The 22,507-nt window shown below is 65.1% G+C and carries 17 protein-coding genes and 1 tRNA gene; 11 read left to right on the top strand and 7 right to left on the bottom strand.

The genetic code is table 11. The annotated features are described in order from the left end of the window. The first annotated feature begins 39 nt into the window (after window positions 1–39). From C100_RS38005 to C100_RS37985, 5 genes are all read left to right on the top strand, one after another. Window positions 40–333 carry an AbrB/MazE/SpoVT family DNA-binding domain-containing protein gene (locus C100_RS38005; protein ID WP_024020331.1) on the top strand — a complete coding sequence of 98 codons (294 nt, stop codon included), beginning with the start codon at window positions 40–42 and terminating at the stop codon, window positions 331–333. Next, window positions 330–746 (top strand): type II toxin-antitoxin system VapC family toxin, encoded by a 417-nt coding sequence (locus C100_RS38000; RefSeq protein WP_024020330.1) that lies wholly within the window; start codon window positions 330–332, stop codon window positions 744–746. Before C100_RS38005 ends, C100_RS38000 begins: the two co-directional genes overlap by 4 nt. Then, window positions 746–2,248, top strand: a complete 1,503-nt coding sequence (gatB, locus tag C100_RS37995; protein ID WP_024020329.1) for an Asp-tRNA(Asn)/Glu-tRNA(Gln) amidotransferase subunit GatB — start codon at window positions 746–748, stop codon at window positions 2,246–2,248. Before C100_RS38000 ends, gatB begins: the two co-directional genes overlap by 1 nt. A gap of 99 nt (window positions 2,249–2,347) precedes the next feature. Then, entirely contained in the window at window positions 2,348–2,890 is a 543-nt protein-coding gene (locus tag C100_RS37990) for a hypothetical protein (RefSeq protein WP_024020328.1), read from the top strand. A gap of 21 nt (window positions 2,891–2,911) precedes the next feature. Then, window positions 2,912–3,367, top strand: coding sequence for a DUF2846 domain-containing protein (locus C100_RS37985; RefSeq protein WP_024020327.1), 456 nt, complete (start codon window positions 2,912–2,914; stop codon window positions 3,365–3,367). 162 nt (window positions 3,368–3,529) lie between these two features. Here the strand turns inward: C100_RS37985 and C100_RS37980 are convergent, their stop codons facing one another. The 4 genes from C100_RS37980 to C100_RS37965 form a co-directional block, all read right to left on the bottom strand. Beyond that, entirely contained in the window at window positions 3,530–6,745 is a 3,216-nt protein-coding gene (locus tag C100_RS37980) for an autotransporter domain-containing protein (RefSeq protein ID WP_024020326.1), read from the bottom strand. Between the two features lie 110 nt (window positions 6,746–6,855). Next, complete coding sequence (locus C100_RS37975) at window positions 6,856–9,288, bottom strand: TonB-dependent receptor domain-containing protein (protein ID WP_024020325.1); 2,433 nt, start codon at window positions 9,286–9,288, stop codon at window positions 6,856–6,858. Further along, window positions 9,272–10,216 carry a FecR family protein gene (locus C100_RS37970; RefSeq protein ID WP_024020324.1) on the bottom strand — a complete coding sequence of 315 codons (945 nt, stop codon included), beginning with the start codon at window positions 10,214–10,216 and terminating at the stop codon, window positions 9,272–9,274. Before C100_RS37970 ends, C100_RS37975 begins: the two co-directional genes overlap by 17 nt. 55 nt (window positions 10,217–10,271) lie before the next feature. After that, complete coding sequence (locus C100_RS37965; protein WP_031309648.1) at window positions 10,272–10,784, bottom strand: RNA polymerase sigma factor; 513 nt, start codon at window positions 10,782–10,784, stop codon at window positions 10,272–10,274. Window positions 10,785–10,923: 139 nt separating this feature from the next. Between C100_RS37965 and C100_RS37960 the strand changes: the two genes are divergently transcribed. The 6 genes from C100_RS37960 (at window position 10,924) to glgX (ending at window position 21,545) form a co-directional block, all read left to right on the top strand. Beyond that, window positions 10,924–12,120, top strand: coding sequence for a serine hydrolase domain-containing protein (locus tag C100_RS37960; protein ID WP_024020322.1), 1,197 nt, complete (start codon window positions 10,924–10,926; stop codon window positions 12,118–12,120). Between the two features lie 110 nt (window positions 12,121–12,230). After that, window positions 12,231–14,717, top strand: a complete 2,487-nt coding sequence (locus C100_RS37955) for a glycogen/starch/alpha-glucan phosphorylase (protein ID WP_024020321.1) — start codon at window positions 12,231–12,233, stop codon at window positions 14,715–14,717. A 20-nt stretch (window positions 14,718–14,737) separates the two neighbouring features. After that, complete coding sequence (glgB, locus tag C100_RS37950; RefSeq protein WP_024020320.1) at window positions 14,738–16,897, top strand: 1,4-alpha-glucan branching protein GlgB; 2,160 nt, start codon at window positions 14,738–14,740, stop codon at window positions 16,895–16,897. A 51-nt stretch (window positions 16,898–16,948) separates the two neighbouring features. Beyond that, a complete protein-coding gene (glgC, locus tag C100_RS37945) occupies window positions 16,949–18,208 on the top strand; it encodes a glucose-1-phosphate adenylyltransferase (RefSeq protein ID WP_024020319.1) in 1,260 nt (419 codons plus the stop codon). Window positions 18,209–18,216: 8 nt separating this feature from the next. Beyond that, complete coding sequence (gene glgA, locus C100_RS37940) at window positions 18,217–19,668, top strand: glycogen synthase GlgA (protein WP_031309647.1); 1,452 nt, start codon at window positions 18,217–18,219, stop codon at window positions 19,666–19,668. Next, window positions 19,665–21,545 (top strand): glycogen debranching protein GlgX, encoded by a 1,881-nt coding sequence (gene glgX / locus C100_RS37935; protein ID WP_024020317.1) that lies wholly within the window; start codon window positions 19,665–19,667, stop codon window positions 21,543–21,545. The genes glgA and glgX overlap by 4 nt, the downstream gene beginning before the upstream one ends. Here the strand turns inward: glgX and C100_RS37930 are convergent. From C100_RS37930 to C100_RS37920, 3 genes are all read right to left on the bottom strand, one after another. Beyond that, window positions 21,526–22,095, bottom strand: a complete 570-nt coding sequence (locus C100_RS37930) for an NUDIX domain-containing protein (RefSeq protein ID WP_024020316.1) — start codon at window positions 22,093–22,095, stop codon at window positions 21,526–21,528. The two genes, glgX and C100_RS37930, sit on opposite strands and share 20 nt — an antisense overlap. A 50-nt stretch (window positions 22,096–22,145) precedes the next feature. Beyond that, window positions 22,146–22,221, bottom strand: a tRNA-Lys gene (locus C100_RS37925). A gap of 42 nt (window positions 22,222–22,263) precedes the next feature. Continuing rightward, window positions 22,264–22,507, bottom strand: a 244-nt coding sequence (locus C100_RS37920) for a 2-amino-4-hydroxy-6-hydroxymethyldihydropteridine diphosphokinase (RefSeq protein ID WP_024020315.1), incomplete at its 5' end; no start/stop codon positions are given.

The following is a 22,507-nucleotide window of genomic DNA, read 5'->3' as shown; positions in this document are numbered from 1 at the left end:
TTGACCAAAGTGTTACCTTGGTAACACTGGAGAAGGCAGATGAACGCGCCGATCAAGATTGAAACCGGAACCATGACCAGCAAGGGTCAGATATTGATCCCCAAAGCCATGCGTGACCTGGCGGGATTGGCGCCTGGCCAGCCCTACAAGGTTCAGGTCAATGAGGCAGGACAGGTTGTGGTGGCGCCGTTGGGCTTTACCCCGGAAGAAGCGGCGGCGCGAAGCCGGCGTGTGCGCGAGGCCATCAATGCGATTGCCGGAAAATACCCCAATCCTGACGGCATGAGCACGGACGAGTATATGCGGGAGATACGGGGTAGTTACGAACCGTGATCCTTATCGACTCAAACGTGCTCATTGATGTTTTGGACCGTGATCCCCGCTGGTTTGAATGGTCTGCTGCCAATATCGATCGTGCCGCATTGGGCGCTTATCTATTCGTGAACCCGGTGGTGATCGGCGAAATGGCGCCCAGGTTCGAAGTTTTGGATGAGTTGCGCACCCTTCTTGCTGCCATGCTTATAGACGTCGAACCCCTGATGCCGGAGGGGGCATTCTTGGCTGGACAAGCCTTTGAGGCTCATCGCCGTAGAAAGCAGCCGGGGGCGGCCAAATCTATCCTAGCCGACTTTATGATCGGCGGCCACGCCCAATCCATCGGCGCAACCATCCTGACGCGCGACCCGCGTTTTTATCGTAGCTATTTTCCCGGCGTGACTTTGATTACGCCATCGAAGGACGACTGATGACCGAATCAACCTATCGCATCCAGGGCGCAACCGGCGAGTGGGAGGTCGTGATCGGCCTGGAAGTCCATGCGCAGGTGACGTCGAACGCCAAGCTGTTTTCGGGCGCCGCGACGGCGTTCGGCGCGGAGCCGAACACGCAGGTCAGCTTGGTCGATGCGGCCATGCCGGGCATGTTGCCCGTGCCCAATCGCGAATGCATTCGTCAGGCGGTGCGCACCGGCATGGCGATCGACGCGCAGATCAACAAATGGTCGCGCTTCGACCGCAAAAACTATTTCTACGCCGATCTGCCGCAGGGCTATCAGATCAGCCAGCTCTATCACCCGATCGTGGGTGAGGGACAGATCGAGATCGTGCTGGACGAGAAGAACCCGGAAACCAGCACCAAGGTGATCGGCGTCGAGCGCATCCATGTCGAACAGGACGCCGGCAAGCTGATGCACGACCAGCATCCGACCAGCTCCTATATCGACCTCAACCGGTCGGGCGTGGCGCTGATGGAAATCGTGTCGAAGCCGGACATGCGTTCGCCCGCCGAAGCCGGGGCTTACCTGTCGAAGCTGCGAACGATCCTGCGCTATGTCGGGTCGTGCGACGGCAATATGGATCAGGGGTCGATGCGCGCCGACGTGAACGTGTCGGTGCGCAAGCCCGGCGAGGAATTTGGCACCCGCACCGAGACGAAGAACGTCAATTCGGTCCGATTTGTCATGGCCGTGGTCGAGCATGAGGCCAGCCGACAGGTCGATGTGCTGGAGGCTGGCGGCAAGATCGTTCAGGAAACGCGCCTCTACGATCCCGACCGCAACGAAACCCGGTCGATGCGGTCGAAGGAGGATGCACATGACTATCGCTACTTCCCCGATCCCGACCTGCTGCCGCTGGAGCTGGACGACGCCTTTCTTGAGGCGTGTCGCCAGTCGCTGCCCGAGCTGCCCGACGCCAAGCGCAAGCGCTACGAGCAGGATCTGGGCCTGTCCGCCTATAATGCCGCGACCCTGACCGCCGACGCCGATACGGCCCGCTGGTTCGAAGCGCTGCTGGCCGAGGCTGCGCGCATCCAGAAGAAGAGCGAGGGCGAGGTGGCCAAGGCGTCGGCCAACTGGTTGTTGTCCGAGCTTTATGGTGCGCTCAACCGGATTGGCAAAAGCCTGGAAGATAGCCCGGTAAGCCCCGAAGAAGGCGCCGAATTGCTGGCGTTGGTGGCAGACGGCACGATCAGCGGAACGATCGCCAAGCAGGTGTTCGAGATCATGCTGGAAACCGGCGAGGGTGCGGCGAAGATCGTCGAGGAAAAGGGTCTGAAGCAGACCAGCGACACCGGCGCGATCGAAGCGGCGGTGGCCAAGGTGCTGGCCGACAATCAGGACAAGGTCGCCCAGTATAAGGGCGGCAAGGAAGCGCTGTTCGGCTTCTTCGTGGGCCAGACGATGAAGGCAATGCAGGGCAAGGCCAACCCGCAGGTGGTGAATGAAGCAGTGAAGAAGGGGCTGGCGTAAGCCGGTCCGCTTCTTCGCTCTATACGCCTGTAAAATCACGCGATAAACGCGTGTTCAGGTCCATGCGAATCGGGGGGATTCGGGGCCTGAGGGGGTAGGATGTCGCGCATCTGGCTGTGTGCCGCTGCGTTGTTTGGCGTGGGCCTTGGCACTGCCGTGCAGGCCGCCACTGATCCGGCCATGGCGCCATCATCGCCGATAGCGACCTACGTCCCGGCGGGGACTTATGTATATTTCGAGATATTGGACTCGCTCAATTCCAAGCTGTCCAAACCGGGCGATCGGTTTCGCATTCGCACGACGGTGCCTGTAGCGCTGGGCGGCGCCGCAGTTGTCCCGGTCGGTGCATTGGGTGAGGGCGAAGTGATCCACGCGGCGCGTGCGCGTGCCGCAGGCAAGGCCGGGGAACTGATTCTGGCGGCGCGTTTCATCGAGCATCAGGGTCGGAAGATTGCCCTACGGGGCTTTCACTTCGCGCAGACAGGGACGGGTCGCACGGATGAAGCAGCCCTGGTCGGCTTGATCGCGGTGCCGGTCGTGCTGTTCATAGGGGGCGGCGACGTCGATGTGCCGGTCGGTGCGAGAGGGCAGGCCAAACTGGTGGCCGATCTTCCATATGTGCTTCCAGCAGATGGCAACTGAATTTCAAGTGGAGGGTATAGAATGAAGAGCCATGTGATTCTGGCGCTAATGGCGCTCGGCTGCGCGACATCGGTTGCAGCGCAGGATGTCCCGGTTGAGGCGGCAGATGGTGCTGCGCCGGAGGCGCCGATCGCCGATATTCCCGAAGGCAAGGGAAAGATCATATTCTTCCGCAAGGGGGGCCTGGTGGGCGCCGCGATTTCCTGCGCAGTGCATGAAAAGGGCGAAAGGCTGACCAGCTTGCCGCCGGGCAGGTTTGCGATCGTCTATGCTGATCCGGGCATTCACGAATATTCGGTCAAAAGCGAGGCTACCGACATGTTGCGGCTGGAGGTTGAGCCGGGCGAAACCTATTATTCGAAGTGCAATATTTCGATGGGCATCATGGCCGGCCGTCCCAATTTGTCGCCATCCGACAAGGCCAATTTCGAGAGCGTGAGCGCCAAGTTGAAACCGGTCGAGGTGAAGGCCGATTAATTACGGCGTTTTTGCCACAAAAATAAGGGGCGCCGTCGGGGTCTAACCCTGACGACGCCCCTCTTTTATGCGCGGCGCCCTTGGGGAGGGATATATGCCGCGGCGGAACAGGCGGACCGGGAGGGTCTGTGGGGTGTGGCCCGCCTGTTCATGTTCAAGACGTCACAGGACGAAGTTAACCGTCGCCCTAAATGAGATGGCGACGTGATCCTGTTGTTCTTCCGCGCCGAACTCGCCGCCGATGCGGAATGTGTCCGTGCCGCCATAGAGGCGGGCGCGGCCGGTCCAGCCATTGGTCCGGTCTTCCGACACCAGGGTGAACTGGTCCCCATCCTTGAAATAGGCGGTGGTGTCGCCCAGCGATCCGCCGATGATCTGGCGACGACCGCCTTCCAGTTCCAGCCGGACCCAGCCATCGACCGGGTTCAGGCTGCCGAAGTCATAGCCGGCCGTGACGGTGCCGTTCGCGGTCGTTTCGTCGCTGGTGCGACCCAGCACCGTCAGGTTGAACGCGTCGCCGCCGCCCGCTTCGGCATAGCCGTCTTCCTTCAAGCGATAATAGTCGATGCCGACGGCCGGCCGCAGGCTGAAGCGGTTGAATTGCAACTGATAGGATGCGCCGGCTGTCGCCGAATAGAGCTTGCCGTCCCATTTGCCATTGGCGGTGCGCACGACATCGCCATTTTCGAAGTGGCGCGTGCCCGCGAAGTTGATCGTCGCGGCGGACAGGCGGGCAAAGGCGAGCAGCGGACCCCATTGGCCGCGCCAGTGCGCCGCCAGTTCATATTGGTCGGAATCGACCGCATTGTTGGAACTGCCGCTCGAATCGCTGCCGTGGATATAGGCGAGCGAACCGCCGAACGCGCCGAGATCGGTCAGATATTCGACGCCGCCACCCGCGCCCCAGCCATTAATGTCATAGGATGCGGTGCTGCCCACGCTCTTGGCGCTGCCGAAAGCGACCTGTTGCAGCCAGAAGCCCAGGCGCCCGTCCTTGGTGCGGTAAATGCCGTTGGGGTCCGACAGGATACGGGCTGTAGCGCGCGATCCGGCGGTGACCGCTTCGAACGTGCCGCCGGCATGATCAGGCAGCATCTGGCGCAGATTGGCGGTCAGGGTGCTGCCGTCATTGATACCCAGATAGGCGTTGGCGATGTCCGTATCATTGTCCAGCGCGTTGAAGATCGCCGAATAGGCGCGCGCCAGCGATCCGTTGAGGCCAAGGTCCGACACGCTTTTGGCGGCGATGGAGAGGGTCACGGTGCCGGCGGCGCCGTCGCCGGTCAGGCTGCCCTTGAACATGTAGGGGAGCAGCGTTTCGGTATCGAGCGTGGGCGCACCGGTGAGCGAACCGGCCTTCACGATGACATAGTCGCCGTCCGATCCGCCGACCTGGGTCAGGTGGACCTTGACCTGCGAGCCGGTGGCGAAGCTGGCGGCGCCGGCCACGTCATACAGGGTGTTGGTCTCGTTCGCCGCGTCGATGGTGACGCCGATGGTCGACGTGCCGCTGGCCGAGAGCGAGGCCAGCGCGACGCTGCCGGCGTTGCTGGCGTCGAGCGTGCCGCCGTTCAGCACGACATGCGTGCCGCCGGCATTGCTGATCGCGCCCGTCAGCGACGATGTGCCGCCCAGCGTCATCGTACCGCTGCCGCCGCCGAAATCAACGCCGCCAACGATCGCGGCACTGTCGGTCAGGGTCAGCGTGGCCGATCCCGTGCCGAAGGCTGTGTCGCCGGTCAGGGTCGATGTGCCGGACAGCGAGAGGCTGTCGTCGCCCGCGCCGAAGCTGACATCCCCCGCTATCGTGCCCGCAGATACGGTCATGACGTCATCGCCGGAACCCAGACGAATGTCGCCGATGATGCCCGGCGCGCTGGCGTCTTCGTCGGCCAGCGCCTGCGTCAGCGTGACGCCGCTGCTGTTGGCGCTGAGGTCGATCGCGGTGTTGGTGCCGCCGCCGCTCGCCGAAATGGCGCCGGTGTTGCTGAGGCTGGAAACAGTGCCCGAGGAATCGAGGATGGCGATGGCGGTGCCGTCTTCATCATCCAGCGCCGCCGCCGCGACCGTGCCGCTGATCTTGATGCTGTTCACGCTGGCGCCGGCGTCGATCACGATGCCGCGCGCGGCGGTGCCTTCCTTTGCCGATCCGGTCGCGCCGACCACGCCGCCGACCTCGATCGTCCCGGCGCTCGCGCCCGATCCCAGCCGCAGCGCGGTCGCGTTGCTGTCATAGGAAACGGCGGCGACCGTGCCATCGACCAATATGCCCTTGGCAATGTCGACATTGCCGCCAAGGCCGCCGATGACCAGGCCATTGGCATCGACGCCGTCATAGACACCATAGCCGGCAATGCCGCCATTGACGATCAGGCCATAGCCGGATTCGTCGGCGGCGACGGCGCCTATCACCGTGTCGGCATCGGCCGCGCCGACCTGCACGGCGGCGGACGAGCCATAGGTCACGACCGATGCGCTGCCTTCGCTGCTGTCGGTCAGGCCGTCATCGTCAATGTCGGTATCGTCTTCGTCATCATCGTCGCCCGCGACCGGGGGAATGTCGAAGATCACGCCGCCGCTGACATTGCCGGCGATCACGAGGGCGGAGCCGCCCTGGAGCAGATCGTCGTCGTCCAGAATGTCGGTGTCGCTGGGCCGGGTGGTGTAGCGATAGCCGTTGCTGACGATGCCGCCCTGAATCTTGACCGCGCCATCGACATCGCCCAGCAGCGCCGCGCCGACGCTGTTTTCGCCGGTGGCGGAAATGGCGCCGCGCAGCGTGACGTCGCCGGTCACATCATTGGCAAGAACGCCATAGCTGTTGTCGCCGATCACGGTGATGGTGCCGCTGGTGGCCAGGTCGCCGGTCAGCGCGCCGTCCAGGCGGATGCCTGCCGACTGATTGCCTTCGATGCTGATCGTGCCGCTATGGGTGATGTCGCCGCTATGGCCTGCGCCGGACTGCACCCAGATGGCGTTCTTGTTGCTGCCTTTGGCGAACGGGCCGTCGATGTCGCCGTCGTCATCCTCATCCTCGGCCGTATAATCCTCGGTCAGAGTGATGGTGCCGCTGTTGGTGATGTCGCCGGTGGCGCCGGGCGCGACCAGGATGCCGGTCACATTGTCGGCGTCGTTGATCGTGATGGCGCCGGCGTTGGACACGTCGTTGCTGCTGTCGGCCGTGACGGCCGCGCCACTGGACAGCGTGATCGAACCTGCCGAACTGATGGTGATGTCGTCGGCCGCGCCGCTGGCCACGGTCGAGGTCTTGACCGGCGCGGTGGTCGCGGTGCTGATCGTGGTTTCCGCCGCCGCGTCCGCAACCGTCAGGGCCGCCAGGACGGGAGCGATGGCCGTGCAGGCCAGTAGATGTCGCATGATGTCTCCTCTGCGTGTCGCGCTGCATATTTCAGGCGCGCGTCCGCATGGGACGACGCCGGGCGGTGCTTTCCGTCCGGCAATGCGATGAACAGATGTTCAGATTTGCGTCAGAAGGCGAAATCCATCCCGATCCGCACGGTGCGCGGGCGAAGCGGCGTGTAATAGTCGGAGCGCAGGTCGAACGGCGTGCCGAGCGAGAAGCGATTGCCGTTGCTGTCGAGCAGGTTGGTCAGCGACAGCGAATATTGCACGGGGCCGCGCGTCACGCTGGCGGTCAGGCTGGTGTCGACATAGTCGCCCTGGGTCTGGCCCAGGATCGGCCCCACGCCCAGGCGCGACTTGCCGACGTAGCGGGCCGCGCCGCTCAGATGGAGGTCCAGGTCGTTCGCCAGCGGCGCGCGATAGTCGAAAGCCAGCCGTCCGCCCAGATTGGCGACATTGGGCAGGGATAGCGATTGTCCTTCATAGGACAGGGCGCGCAGAAATTGCGCCGGCTGGCTGAGGCGGCTGTCATTGTAGATGAAGCTGCCGTCCAGCGTGAGCGCTGGCGTCGGCCGCACGACGATCCGTCCCTCGACCGTATAGATGCGTCCATCGCCGATATTGGCGGTGGTCGGCAGGCCGATCCGATCGGTCACGTCGGCCTGAATATCGCGCCAGTCGGTATAGGCGACATTGGCGCTGAGGGCGATCGCATCGCGGCCCGGCACGCCCTTGCGAAAGCCCAATTCGACCGTGGAGATACGGTCATTCTGATAGCGGCGCACCCGCTGGTCATCGACCGCCAGCCCGCCGGGACGGAAGCCCTGCTGGAATTTCGCATAGAGGGTGATGTCAGGAATGGCGTCGGTCAGGAGCGAGGCGGAGGGCAGGAAAATGGTCTCGTTGCGGTCGGCCTGGGCTTCGGCACGAGCGAGGTCGGCGGAGGAGAGGGCGGCGACAGGATCAAGCGCTTCGCCCGACAGGCGACTGTTGGTAAGGCGCCCGCCGACCGTCGCGATCAGCCCCTTGACCGGTTCGAACGATGCTTCCCCGAACAGCGTGGCTTCCCTGACTTCGTTGCGAACGCCGGTCGCGGCGGCGGCAAGGCCCATGCCATAGACCGGGACGCCGGGGATGACCTCCGGCTGGACGTTCGCCGTGCCGAAGGACGTCAGCGATCGGTGAATTTCGGATGTGCTCTGGAGATAGGACGCGCCCAATATCCAGCCCAGGCCATTGTCGAGGTCGCGCACCAGCCGGTTTTCGGTGGAGAAGATGTTGACCTTGTTATTCTGGCGGAACAGCGCGGGGGCGCCGTCGGGCTGGGTGGCGTCATAGCTTTCGGCCAGTTCGTTGCGGACAAGGCCGGTGGACGATATGAAGCGCAGGCTGTCCCATTGTCGCTCGATCCGCACATTGCCCAGCAGATAGTCGGAAAAATAAGGCTGCGACACGGCCGATGCGCGTTCCAGCCGGCCGACCGAGCGGGTCGCATATTGGGCGTCGTCACCGTCGATATGCTGGTAGACGCCGTTGAGGTCGATCGTCCAGTCCTCGTCCGGTGCGAAGCGCAGCGCGGCACGACCGCCCCAGGTGCGGACGCGGTTGACGTCATCCTTGCCGCGATAGACGTCGTCGATATAGCCGCCTTCCTGGACGCCATAGCCGACCAGGCGCAGCGCCAGCTTTTCCGCCACGATGGGCAGGTTGAGCGTGGCGGACAGGTCGCCGCCCGGATCGCCATGCTGGATCGCGGAGAGTCCCGCCGACACCTGCCCGCCAAATTGGCCCAGATTGGGGGCGTTGGGCATGATGCGGATGATGCCGCCCAGCGAGCCCGCCCCGTAAAGCGTGCCCTGCGGCCCTTCCAGCACCTCCACCCGTCCGACATCATAGAGTTTCAGGTCCGGGTCGGGGGCTGCATAGTTGAGGCGCATGTCGCCCAGATATTGCCCCGTCGTCGCCTGGGTCGGCCCGGCGACGCCGGAATCGGCGATGGCGCGGATGAACAGCTTGTTGCGGCCATTGCCGGCATGGGTGGAACTCAGGCTGGCGATGCGCGCGAGCAGGGTCGCGGTGCCGTTCGCCGCTTCGCCGCTGGTGAAGGCGCGATTGTCCAGCGCTTCCACCATGCCGGCATAGCGGGGCAGGGGCGTGTCGCGCTTGGAGGCGGTGACGATGATCTCGGCCGGTGGCTGGTCGGGCGCGGGTGCCACCGGGACGGGTCGTGGCCTCGTCGCCGTGGAGGGCCGGCGCCGGGCGCGTTCGATGCGCCAGGTCGCGGCATCGATCCGCCGCGCGGTGGCGCCGGTGCCCTTGAGCAGGCGCTTGAGCGCTGCATCGACGGACAATGTGCCGTCGACCCGACCGGTCGCAAGTCCCGCGAGCGACTGGTCGGACATGCCGATGCTGACGCCGGTTTGACGGCCGAGCGTGATCGCCGCCTCGCCCAGCCTGCCGGGGGCGATGCTGATAGCCTGTCTGTCCGCCGCTTGCGCGGGCGCTGCGCTCGCTATGACAAGGGCGGTGACGAGAAGAAGGTCAGCTTTGCGGCGCATTTCCTTCCTTGGGGGGGCTTTCCTGCAACAGCCATGCATCGCCCTGACGCACGGCGGAAAGGCCCATCAGCGGCGCGGCGCCGGCGAAGAAACGCGCCGGATCATCGTCAAGCCGGATCGTGCCGGTAAAGCGCGTCGCCCGCGCGGCGGGCGTGGCGTTGACCGTGATGCCCAGCGACCGGCCGATATCCTGGCTGACCTGACCGATCGTGGCGTTGAGATAGACCAGGCGGCCCTGGCGCCAGCTTGCCACGGCGGCGGGCGCCACATCCATGACGCGCAGCCCTTCGGCATCGTCCGTCAGAGCGCGGCCCGCTGGCAGGGCGATCGCCTCCGCCTCCGGATTATAGATCACCTTGCCTTCCGACACGCCGATGCGCGTCGCGCCGCCGACATGGACGATGTTGAATATCGTCCCGGCATCCTCGAACACGGCATCGCCCACGGTGACGCGGAAGGGATCGCCGGCATCATGGCGCACGGTGAAGGCCGCTTCGCCGCTGTCGAGCGCGGCGAAGCGCGCGTCCTTGCGGTCCAGGCGCAGGCTGGTGCCGCCATTGAGGTCAATCTTCGTGCCGTCCTGAAGCGCGATGCTGCGCGTTTCGCCCGGCCGGGTCGCGACGGTGTAGATGTCGGTGCGGTTCATCATGCCGATGGACACCACCGCGACCAGCGCCGCGGCGATCGCGCCGCCGCCCGCCCAGCGCCAGATGTGGCGTCCCGGCGTCCCCGCATCATTGGCGGCGACCGGCATGGCCACGGGTTCGGACGGGAGGATGGACGCCATATCCGCGTCCGCCATCATCAGCGCATCATAGGCGGTCGCGCGTTCAGGATCGCCCTCCAGCCAGATGGTGAAGGCCTCCCAGTCGTCAAATCGGGGATCCCGCGTGCGGATGACCCACGCGAGCGCCTCCTCTTTCATCATGGCTTCAGCCCTGTTCATATCTTGCCCCTTGCAGAGCCTGACGCCGCCGACCCGCTCATTCCGTATCCATTTTCTGCTTGAGCGCCATCATCGCGCGATAGGCTTTTTGCAGATCCTTCTCCACCGTGGTCAGGCTGACCCCCAGTTCCTCCGCAATGACTTTCTGGCCGACGCCTTCGATGCGGAAGCGGCGGAACACCATTTCGACGCGCGGCCCCAGCGTCCGCAGCACGCCGCGGGCTTCGTCCAGCCGCTGGTTCAGGATGATCCGTTCGTCCACGGCGATGTCCTCGTTCGGATCGGCCATGACCCCGCCCGCGCCGACGGCCCAATCCTGTTCGCGCCGCTCGCGCCGCGTGGACGAGCGATAGCGGTCGAGCATCAGGTTGTTGGCCATGCGGTAGAGATAGGGCAAAGGGTCGGAAACCGGGCCGAGATCCTTCGCCTCCAGCTTCATCCACATGTCCTGGAGCAGGTCTTCGGCCTCGTCGCCGGCGCCGCGCGCGCGCAGGAACCGCAGCAGGGCGGCGCGGTTCGTCATGAATATCGCGGATAGGCCGGTGGCCATGCCTGTCTTTGGTCCAATGCGTGCGATCAGGCCGGTTGCCATAGAGGGGAGGGTGGGGTCTTGGCAATCGTCAAGCTGTTTACCTGCGCGTGCGCCTGCTCTAGCGCTGGGCGAAACGGCAGCAGGAGCGGCAGTGCGGATGATCGAAGGGCTGGACAGGAAGGCGGCGGCGGTGGGCATGGACCCGGACCGGCTGGACGCGCTGGTCGCCTTTCTGGACGAGAGCTATGTCGCGAGCGGCAAGCTGGCGCATATGCATTTTCTGCTGTCGCGCGACGAAAAGCCGTTGCTTTCGGTCGCGCGGGGCGTAGCGCGGGCCGACGGAACGCCGTTGCGGCCGGATGCGCTCTACCGCATCGCGTCGATGACGAAGCCCGTCACCTCGGTCGCCTTCATGATGCTGGTCGAGCAGGGGCTGGTCTCGCTCGATACGCCGGTCGAGGCGGTCATTCCCGAATTTGCGGACCTGCGTGTCGGGCGCGCCAATCGGGCGAAGCCCAAACGGGCGATGTGTATGATCGACCTGCTGCGCCACACATCGGGCCTGACCTACGGGCTTCAGCGCCAGACGCCGATCGACGCGCGCTATCGCAAGCTCGGCCTCGACGAATTCCAGCAGAACCGCACATCGGACCAGTTCATTGCTGATCTGGCGACGCTGCCGCTGGAATTTTCGCCGGGCGAGCGCTGGAATTATTCGGTATCGACCGATGTCCTGGGCGTGGTGGTCGAACGGTTGACGGGCATGGACCTGGAAAGCCTGTTCCAGCGTCGGATCTTCGGCCCGCTGGGCATGGCGGACACGACTTTCATGCTGCCCGATGACAAGGCGGCGCGGATGACCGACGCCTGGCGGCTGGAGGAAGACGGCGATCGCGTGGTCGCCGATCTGGGCGCGCGCAGCGGCTGGCGGCGCAAGGGGCGCTTCCTGTCGGGCGGCGGTGGCCTGGTTTCCTCGGCCGGCGATTATCACCGCTTCGCCCGGATGCTGCTGCGCGGCGGCGAACTGGACGGAGTGCGCCTGCTCGCGGCCGACACCGTTGCGCAGATGCGCAGCAACCAATTGCCCGGCGGCCATGATCTTGCGGCCATGTCGAGCGCGATGTTCAGCGAAGCGGATTATCAGGGCGTGGGCTTCGGCCTGGGCTTCGCCATGGGCCTGCCGGGCGGCGAATATTATTGGGGCGGGGTGTTTTCGACCTATTTCTGGATCGATCCGGTCGAGCGGTTGATCGGCATCTTCATGACCCAACTCCTGCCGTCGAGCGCCTATCCCGTGCGGGCGCAACTGCGCCAGGGAGTCGCGGACGCGATCGTCGATTCGCGGCGGGCCTAAGGGATCGAATCCGCGCGCCGCAAGTTCTTGCTGCACCGCCGAAATGGCGATGGCGCGGGGCTTGAGCCTGTGTCATCATCGCCGGTGATTCAACAGGGGGACCGCGCGCCATGAACCTCAAGGGCCAGACCAAGCTTCCCAAACCGGCGCCGCGCCAGGTCACCCCGGAACTGCTGGCGCAGGAGATTGTCGAGCGGCTGACCTATCGCATCGGCAAGGATGCGGCGGCGGCCAAGCCGCATGACTGGCTGCACGCGGTGATCCTCGCCATTCGCGACCGGGTGATCGACGCCTGGATCGATTCCACCCATAAAACCTATGAGGAACAGGGGCGGCGGGTCTATTATCTGAGCCTGGAATTCCTGATCGGCCGGTTGATGCGCGACGCGGCGTCCAACATGGAAATGCTGGACGATGTGCAGGCGGCGCTGGCGTCGCTGGGCGTCGACATCGACATCATCGCCGCGCTGGAACCGGACGCGGCGCTGGGCAATGGCGGCCTGGGACGACTGGCGGCGTGCTTCATGGAAAGCATGGCGACGGTGGACGTGCCTGCTTATGGCTATGGCATCCGTTATGTGAACGGCATGTTCCGGCAGGAAATTTCGGACGGCTGGCAGGTCGAACTGCCCGAAAACTGGCTGGCGCACGGCAACCCCTGGGAATTTGAGCGGCGCGAGGCCAGCTATGAGGTCGGCTTTGGCGGCCGTGTGGACCCGGCGGAAGGCGAGGACGCCGGGCCGCACCAGATGCAGTGGAAGCCCAATGAACGGGTAATCGCGACCCCCTATGACACGCCGATCGCCGGTTGGCGGGGCAAGCGGGTCAACACGCTGCGCCTGTGGGAGGCGCAGCCGATCGATCCCATCCTGCTCGACAAGTTCAACGCCGGCGATCATCTCGGCGCGCTCGCCGAAAGCAACCGGGCCGAAGCATTGACCCGCGTCCTCTATCCCGCCGATTCCTCGGCCGCGGGGCAGGAATTGCGGCTGCGGCAGGAATATTTCTTCTCCTCCGCGTCGCTCCAGGACATTGTGCGGCGGCATATCCAATATTTCGGTGCGATTCAGACCTTGCCCGACAAGGCGGCGATCCAGCTCAACGATACCCACCCTGCGGTGGCGGTGGCGGAACTGATGCGCGTCCTGCTGGACGATCATGGGCTGGATTTCGACGAGGCGTGGGACATCACCCGGCGCACCTTCAGCTATACCAACCATACGCTGCTGCCCGAAGCGCTGGAAAGCTGGCCGGTGCCGCTGTTCGAACGGCTGCTGCCCCGCCACATGCAGATCGTCTATGCGGTCAACAGCCGCCTGCTGGCCGAGGCGCGGCGCCTGAAAAGCGAAGATGGGGCGCGGCAGTTCGACGATGCGGCGATCGGCGCGATTTCGCTGATCGACGAACATGGCGGGCGGCGCGTGCGCATGGGCAATCTGGCCTTCGCCGGATCGCACAGCGTCAATGGCGTGTCGGCGCTGCATACCGACCTGATGAAGGAAACGGTCTTCGCCGATTTCCACACACTCTATCCGACGCGGATCAACAACAAGACCAATGGCGTCACCTTCCGCCGCTGGCTGATGCAGTGCAATCACGGCCTGTTCGATCTGATCCGCGACGCGATCGGCGACCGGTTCACGGACGATCCCGAAGCGCTGCGCGAGCTGGATGGCTTTGCCGACGACAGCGGCTTCCAGGAGAAATTCCTCGCGATCAAGCGCGCCAACAAGGTCGCGCTCGCCGACCTGCTGCGCAAGCGCATCAACGCGCGGATCGACCCGGCCGCCCTGTTCGACATCCAGATCAAGCGTATCCACGAATATAAGCGGCAATTGCTTAACATCATTGAAGCGGTGTCGCTCTACGACCAGATCCGGTCGCACCCGGAACGGGACTGGGTGCCGCGCGTCAAGCTGTTCGGCGGCAAGGCCGCGTCCAGCTATCATAATGCCAAGCTCATCATCAAACTGGCCAATGACGTCGCGCGCGCGGTCAATCATGACCCGGCGGTGCAGGGGCTGCTCAAGGTGCAGTTCGTGCCCAATTATAATGTTTCCATGGCCGAGATGATGATCCCGGCGGCGGACCTGTCCGAACAGATTTCGACTGCGGGCATGGAAGCGTCGGGCACCGGCAACATGAAATTCGCGGTCAACGGCGCGCTCACCATCGGCACGCTGGACGGCGCCAATGTGGAGATGCGCGACCATGTCGGAGCCGACAATATCGTCATCTTCGGCCTCACCGCGCAGGAAGTGAACGAACGGCGGGCCAGCGGCTATGATCCGCGCGCCGTGATCGGCGAGAGCCGGGAATTGTGCCAGGCGCTCGACGCCATCGCCAGCGGCGTCTTCTCCCCCGACGATCCCGATCGCTACAAGGACTTGATCCAGGGGATTTACGATCATGACTGGTTCATGGTCGCGGCCGATTTCGACAGCTATTCGGCCGCGCAGCGCGATGTCGACCGGCTGTGGCGGGATCAGCCGCTCTGGACGAAGAAGGCGATCCACAATGTCGCACGGATGGGCTGGTTCTCGTCGGACCGGACCATCCGCGAATATGCGACCGACATCTGGAAAATCCCGGCATGAATGAAGGACGAGGATAGGCGATGCTGACGCCGGAGCAGATCGAGCGGCTGGCGCAGGGTCGGGAGGATGACCCGTTCGCCACGCTGGGTGTCCATCCGGCCGACCAGGGCTTCACCGCTTGCGTGATGCTGCCGGAGGCGTTGAGCGTTCGTGCGCAGACGCTGGAGGGCAAGCCTGTGGGCGAACTGGCGCAGGTGCATTCCGGCGGGCTGTTCTGCGGCAAGGTGTCGATCCGCAAGCGCCAGCCGCTGCGCTATGTGGCGCGCTATGCCGACGGCAGCGACTATGCGCTGGTCGATCCCTATGGCTATGGCCCGGTGCTGGGGCCGATGGACGATCATTATTTCGCCGAAGGCTCGCATGGCCGGCTGTTCGACAAGCTGGGCGCGCATGTGATCGAGCATGAGGGCATGACCGGCACGCATTTCGCGGTCTGGGCGCCCAATGCGCGGCGGGTGTCGGTAGTGGGCGACTTCAACCGCTGGGACGGGCGGCGCGGCCTGATGCGGCATCGCGCGGACGCGGGCGTGTGGGAGATTTTCCTGCCGGAGGTCGGCGCCGGCAGCACCTACAAGTTCGAGATTGTCGGCGCGGACGGCGTTTTGCTGCCGCTCAAGTCGGACCCCTATGCCTTTCAGTCCGAACTGCGCCCGTCCACCGCCTCCATCGTCGCGGCGCCGCCGAGTCATGAATGGGGCGATCAGCGGCACCAGGCGCATTGGCGTCAGGCCGATCCCCGGCGCGAACCCATCGCCATCTACGAAGTCCATGCCGGTTCCTGGCAGCGGGACGATCAGGGCGGTTTCCTGTGCTGGGACGACCTGGCCAACCGCCTGATCCCCTATGTCGTTGGCATGGGCTTTACCCATATCGAATTTCTGCCGATCAGCGAACATCCCTATGATCCAAGCTGGGGCTATCAGACGCTGGGCCTGTTTGCGCCGACGGCGCGCTTTGGCGACCCGGACGGGTTTGCGCGGTTCGTCGATGGCGCGCACCGGGCCGGGATCGGCGTGATCCTCGACTGGGTGCCGGCGCATTTCCCGACCGACGAGCATGGCCTGGCCCGGTTCGACGGCACCGCCCTTTACGAACATGCCGACCCGCGCAAGGGATTCCACCCGGACTGGAACACCGCCATTTATAATTATGGCCGGCGCGAAGTCGCGCAGTTCCTGGTCAACAACGCGCTGTTCTGGCCGGAGCGCTATCATGTCGACGGGCTGCGGGTCGATGCCGTCGCATCGATGCTCTATCTCGATTATTCGCGCGAGCCGGGGGAGTGGATTCCCAACGCGCAGGGCGGGCGCGAAAATGTGGAGGCGGTCGATTTCCTCCAACAGATGAACCGGGCGATCTACGGCGCCCATGACGGCGTCATGACCATTGCCGAGGAATCGACCAGCTGGCCCGCCGTGTCCCATCCGGTGGATGCGGGCGGGCTGGGCTTCGGCTTCAAATGGAATATGGGCTTCATGCACGACACGCTGCGCTATTTGCAGCGCGACCCGGTGCATCGCGCCCATCATCATGACGACATCACCTTCGGCCTGCTCTACGCCTTCACCGAAAATTTCGTCCTGCCGCTCAGCCATGACGAGGTGGTGCATGGCAAATCGTCGCTGCTGCACAAGATGGCGGGGGATGACGGGCAGAAATTCGCGACCCTGCGCGCCTATTACGCGATGATGTGGGGATATCCGGGCAAGAAGCTGTTGTTCATGGGGCAGGAATTCGCGCAGCGGGACGAATGGAACGAAGCGCGGGCGCTCGACTGGCATCTGCTGGACCATGCGCCGCATCGGGGGGTGCAGCGGCTGCTGTGCGACCTCAACCGTCTCTATCGCTCGCGCCCGGCGCTGCACGCCCGCGATTGCGAGCCGGAGGGGTTCGAATGGGTGCTGGTCGATGCCAGTGCCGACTCGATCTTCGCCTGGGTGCGCCGCGCGCCCGGCGCCATGCCGATCGTCGTCATCAGCCATTTCACGCAAATGACGCGCCACGGCTATCGGCTGCGCCTGCCGTCGGGCGGCCGCTGGCGCGAGATCATGAACAGCGACGCGCAGGATTATGGCGGCGGCGGCGCGGGCAATATGGGAATGGTCCGGGCCGACGAGGAAGGTTGGGCGAACATCACCATCGCCCCCTTTGCAACCTTGATGCTGGAACTGGATTATTGACCACCGACGGGCGCGTTCAGGCGGCTTGCGGGCGAAGGATGGAGAGGCCCAATGCAGACGAAATATCAGCCGATCGCGCGCGATGCCATGGCCTATGTGCTGGCGGGCGGACGCGGCAGTCGGCTGGCCGAACTGACCGACAAGCGCGCCAAGCCCGCGGTGCATTTCGGCGGCAAGGCGCGGATCATCGATTTCGCCCTGTCGAACGCGCTCAACAGCGGCATCCGGCGCATCGGGGTGGCGACCCAATATAAGGCGCATTCGCTGATCCGCCATTTGCAGCGCGGCTGGAACTTCCTGCGCCCCGAACGCAACGAAAGTTTCGACATATTGCCAGCCAGCCAGCGCATTTCGGAAAGCCAATGGTATGAAGGAACGGCCGACGCGGTCTTTCAGAATATCGACATCATCGAAAGCTATGCGCCCGAATATATGGTCATTCTGGCGGGCGACCATGTCTATAAGATGGACTATGAGCTGATGCTCCAGCAGCATGTCGATACGGGCGCCGACGTCACGGTCGGATGCATCGAGGTGCCGCGCGAGGAAGCTGTGGGCTTCGGCGTCATGCATGTGGACGCGGACGACCGGATCACCGCCTTCGTCGAAAAGCCCAAAGACCCGCCGCCCATTCCCGGCCAACCCGACATGGCGCTGGCGTCGATGGGCATCTATGTCTTTCGCACCCGATTCCTGATCGAGCAGCTTCGCCGCGACGCGGATGATCGGAACAGCAAGCGGGACTTTGGCGGCGACATCATCCCCCATATCGTCAAGCATGGGAAAGCGGTCGCGCACCGTTTCTCCAGCAGTTGCGTGCGCGCCGAAAGCGAACTCATGCCCTATTGGCGCGACGTGGGGACCATCGAGGCTTATTGGCAGGCCAATATCGACCTGACCGATGTGGTGCCCTCGCTCGACCTCTACGACCGCAGCTGGCCGCTATGGACCTATTCCGAAGTGACCCCGCCGGCCAAGTTCGTCCATAATGAGGATGGCCGGCGTGGATCGGCGACATGTTCGCTGGTGGCGGGCGGCTGCATCGTGTCCGGTTCATCCCTGCATCGCAGCCTGCTCTTTTCGGGCGTTCGCACCCATAGTTTTTCGGCCGTGACGGAAAGCATCATCATGCCCAATTGCGAGATCGGGCGGGGCGCGCGGCTGCACAAATGCGTGCTGGATTCAGGGATCATCATTCCGCCCGGCCTCGTCATCGGGGAAAACCCGGAACATGACGCCCAGCGATTCCGCCGCACCGAAAGCGGCATCTGCCTGGTGACCCAGCCGATGATCGAACGGCTGGCGGCCTGACGCGGGCCATGACCATGAAGCTGTTGTCGGTCGCATCCGAAATCTATCCGCTAATCAAGACCGGCGGACTTGCCGATGTCGTGGGCGCGCTGCCCGCCGCGCTGGCGGCGGAAGGGGTCGCCACCCGCACGCTCATCCCCGGCTATCCCGCCGTCATCGCCCGGCTGGGCAAGGCAAAGCCGGTGCGGCGCTATGACGCGCTGTTCGGCGAACCGGCGACGCTGCTGGCCGCCCAAGTCGACGGGCTGGACCTGCTGGTGCTGGACGCGCCGGGATTTTTCGCGCGCGAGGGCGGGCCTTATGGCGCGCCGGGCGGCAATGACTGGAGCGACAATTGGCGGCGCTTCGCGGCCCTGTCGCGCGCGGGCGCGGACATAGCCGAGGGCGCGCTGAAGGGATGGCGGCCCGACGTCGTCCATGTCCATGACTGGCAAGCGGCGATGACGGCCGCCTATATGCGCTTCGGCGCCGCTCATGCCGTGCCCAAGCTGGTGACGATCCACAATCTCGCTTTTCAGGGGCGCTATGGTGCGGAGATTTTCCCGGCGCTCGGTCTGCCGCCCGAAGCCTGGGGCGTGGATGGCGTCGAATATTATGGCGGCGTGGGATATCTCAAGGCGGGGCTGGTATCGGCCGATGCGATCACCACGGTCAGCCCGACCTATGCGGAGGAAATCCGGTCTCCGGTCCATGGCATGGGGCTGGACGGGCTGATCAACGGGCGCGTGGACCGGCTGCACGGCATATTGAACGGCATCGACACCGACATCTGGAACCCGGCCGAAGACCCCCTGATCGCGCGGCGTTTCAGCGCCCGCGCGCCCGGTGCGCGCGCCGCCAATCGCCGCGCGCTGGAAAAGGCGTTTGGGCTGGATCAGGATGATGCGCCTTTGTTCATCATCGTCAGCCGCCTGACCTGGCAGAAGGGGATGGACCTGATGATCCAGGCGCTCGACCATCTGGTCGGGCTGGGCGGCAAGCTGGCGCTGCTTGGATCGGGCGATCATCCGCTGGAGGGGGCGTTTCTGGGCGCGGCGGACCGGCATCGGGGGCGGATCGGCGTGCGGATCGGCTATGACGAACCCTTGTCGCACCTGATGCAGGCGGGCGGCGACGCGATCCTGATCCCGTCGCGGTTCGAACCGTGCGGCCTGACCCAGCTTTACGGCCTGCGCTATGGCTGCCTGCCGGTGGTGGCGCGGGCCGGCGGGCTGGCCGACACGGTGATCGACGCCAATGAAGCCGCCGTCAGCGCGGGCGCGGCGACCGGGATCATGTTCGCCCCGTCAGACGCACTGGCGCTGCATGGCGCGATTGCGCGTGCGGTGCGGCTGCATGGTGACAGGCCGGTCTGGCAGGCGATGCAGCGCGCGGCGATGCGCGCGGATATGTCCTGGCGGCACAGCGCGGCGCGTTATGCGGCGCTATACCGGGAATTGCTGGCCGAAGCGGCGGCATGAGCGACGGGCCGGGGTCGCCGCAACTGACGACCGCCGGCGCGCGCTTCGCCGTGCGGGCGCCCGATGCGCGCGCGCTGTGGCTGTGCCTGTTCGACGCCGATGACCGGGAAACGCGCCTGCCCATGGCCCGTGACGCGGACGGCCTGTGGCGCATCGACGCGCCCGATGTCCGCGCCGGCGCGCGCTATGGGCTGCGCGCGGACGGCCCCTATGACCCGGCGGCAGGATATTGGTTCGACCCCGACAAGCTGCTGCTTGACCCCTATGCGACGGCGATCGACCGGCCCTTCGCCTATCACCCGATGCTCGCCGCGCCGCGTGGGGAAGGGCAGGACACCGCGCCGTTGATGCCCAAGGGCGTCGTCGAGGCGCCCTTGCCGCCGCTGCCCCCTGAACAGCCGCGCTTTGCGCCGGGCGGCCTGATCTACGAACTCCATGTGCGCGGCTTCACCATGCTGCATCCCGATGTGCCCCCGGCGCAGCGCGGAACGATCGCGGCGCTGGCCCATCCGGCGGTGATCGCGCATCTCAAGGCGCTGCATGTGTCCGCCGTGGAACTGATGCCGGTCAACGCCTGGATCGACGAGCGCCATCTGGGACCGCTGGGCCTCAGCAACTACTGGGGCTATAATCCGGTCAACTGGTTCGCGCTCGATCCCCGGCTGGCGCCCGGCGGCCTCGCCGAACTGCGCGAAACGGTCGCGGCGCTGCACCGAGCCGGCATCGGCGTCATCCTCGACATGGTCTATAATCATGACGGCGAAAGCGACAGGGAGGGACCGACCTTGTCGCTGCGCGGCCTCGACGCGCGCGGGGCCTTCCGCCATGCGGACGACGGGCGGCTCATCAACGATACCGGCACGGGCAACAGCATCGCCTGCAACGCGCCCGACATGCGCCGCCTGATCCTGGCGTCGCTGCGGCATTTCGTGCGGCAAGCGGGCGTGGATGGCTTCCGGTTCGATCTTGGCCCGGCGCTGGGGCGGATGGCAGAGGGGTTCGATCCCGACGCGCCCCTGCTGCGGGACATGCGCGCCGATCCGATACTGGCCGACCGGGTGATGATCGCCGAACCTTGGGATATCGGGCCGGGCGGCTATCAGCTTGGCCGGTTCGGCGACGGGTGGATCGAATGGAATGACCGTTATCGCGACGATATGCGGCGTTTCTGGCGCGGCGACCCGGCCATGCTCGGCGCGCTGGCGACCCGGATCGCGGGTTCATCGGACATATTTCGCGAGCGTCGGACGCGAACGGTGAATTTCCTCGCCGCGCATGACGGCTTCACCCTGGCGGACCTCACCGCCTATGCGCAGCGCCATAATGACGCCAATGGCGAGCAGAATCGCGATGGCCATGGCGAAAATTTCAGCTGGAACAATGGCGTGGAGGGGCCAAGTCGCGATCCCGCCATCCAGTCCGCGCGGCGGCGCGACATCATGGCGCTGCTCGCCACGCTCTTCTGTTCGCGCGGGACGATCATGCTGACGGCCGGGGACGAATTCGGCCGATCGCAGCAGGGCAACAATAACGCCTATGCGCAGGATAACGCCATCGGCTGGATCGATTGGGCCGCGCGCGATCCCGTTTTGGAGGCCCATGCCTTCGCTCTGGCGGCGTTGCGCGCGGATGCGCCCGAATTGCGGGACACGGCGTTGCTGACCGATGCGGATGTGGCATGGCTGGATGAAGCGGGCGAGGCGCTGACGATCGCCCAGTGGGAAGATCCGGGGCGCCGCCGCCTCGTCCTGCGCTATCGGGCCAGCGGGCTGGCAATCTGCGTGAATGGCGCGGACGAAGCCTGCCGCTTCCGCCTGCCCGAAGCCGATGTGACGGTGCCGGGGCGCAGCGTTGCGATCAGTCCACCGGCACGCTGAACAGGTCGGGCCGCCGCAGCCGCAGCGCCATCAGCAGGATCGCCAGCTTACCGTCGGCAATCTCCTTGCGCGCCATCATCGTCCACAGCGCGTCCAGCGACAATTCGTGGACCGTGATATTCTCTTGCTCCTCGATCAGGCCGCCGCCATCGGCGATCCGGTCCGGGGCGCGATATGCGGCCAGAAAATAATCGATCTTTTCGGTCACGACGCTTGGAATGCTCCAGATTTGGCCCAGATGCGTCATGTCGCCCAACCGCACGCCCGCTTCCTCCATCGCCTCGCGTCGCGTGCATTCGGCCGGATCATCCTCCAATATCCCGGCGATCGCTTCCATCATGTCGGGCAGGCCGGCCAGCATGACGGGCGTGCGCGGCATGGACACGGTCAGCGCGACGCGCCGGTCGGGATCGAACGGCAGCACCGCGACCGCACGGCGCATTTCGACCACATGCCGTTCAAATTCCACGCCGTCCGCCGCGCGCAACCGCACCATCAGCAGGTTGAGCCAGCCTTCGTAAAGGGGGCGGGTGGACATGATCTGGATCAAGCGGCTTTTCCTTCGATGGGAGGAAAGAGCAGGGCGCCCCTTGGGCGACGTGGTGAGTCCAGCTGGGTTCGAACCAGCGACCTACTGATTAAAAGTCAGTTGCTCTACCGACTGAGCTATGGACCCCCGAAGTGGTGGACGACGCCCTAAAGGGGGCGGCGCGGATGGTCAACCTCTTGTCGCGCGCTTTGGTTTCGCTTTTGCGAGCCGCGCGCGCAAGTGGCGCACGGCCAGACCAGTGAGCGGGTCGCGCCAGCACGGCGCGATCGCCGCCAGCGGCGTCAGCACGAAGGCGCGCGCACGGAAGGCGGCATGGGGGATGGTCAGCGCCCGGCTGCGCCAGCGCCCGCCCGACCAGAGGATGATGTCGATGTCGATGCTGCGCGCGCCCCAGCGGCGATGGCGGCGGCGG

This window comes from Sphingobium sp. C100 (genome assembly GCF_000508185.1).
Lineage (GTDB): Bacteria > Pseudomonadota > Alphaproteobacteria > Sphingomonadales > Sphingomonadaceae > Sphingobium.
This window is presented reverse-complemented; position numbering and strand designations above follow the sequence as displayed.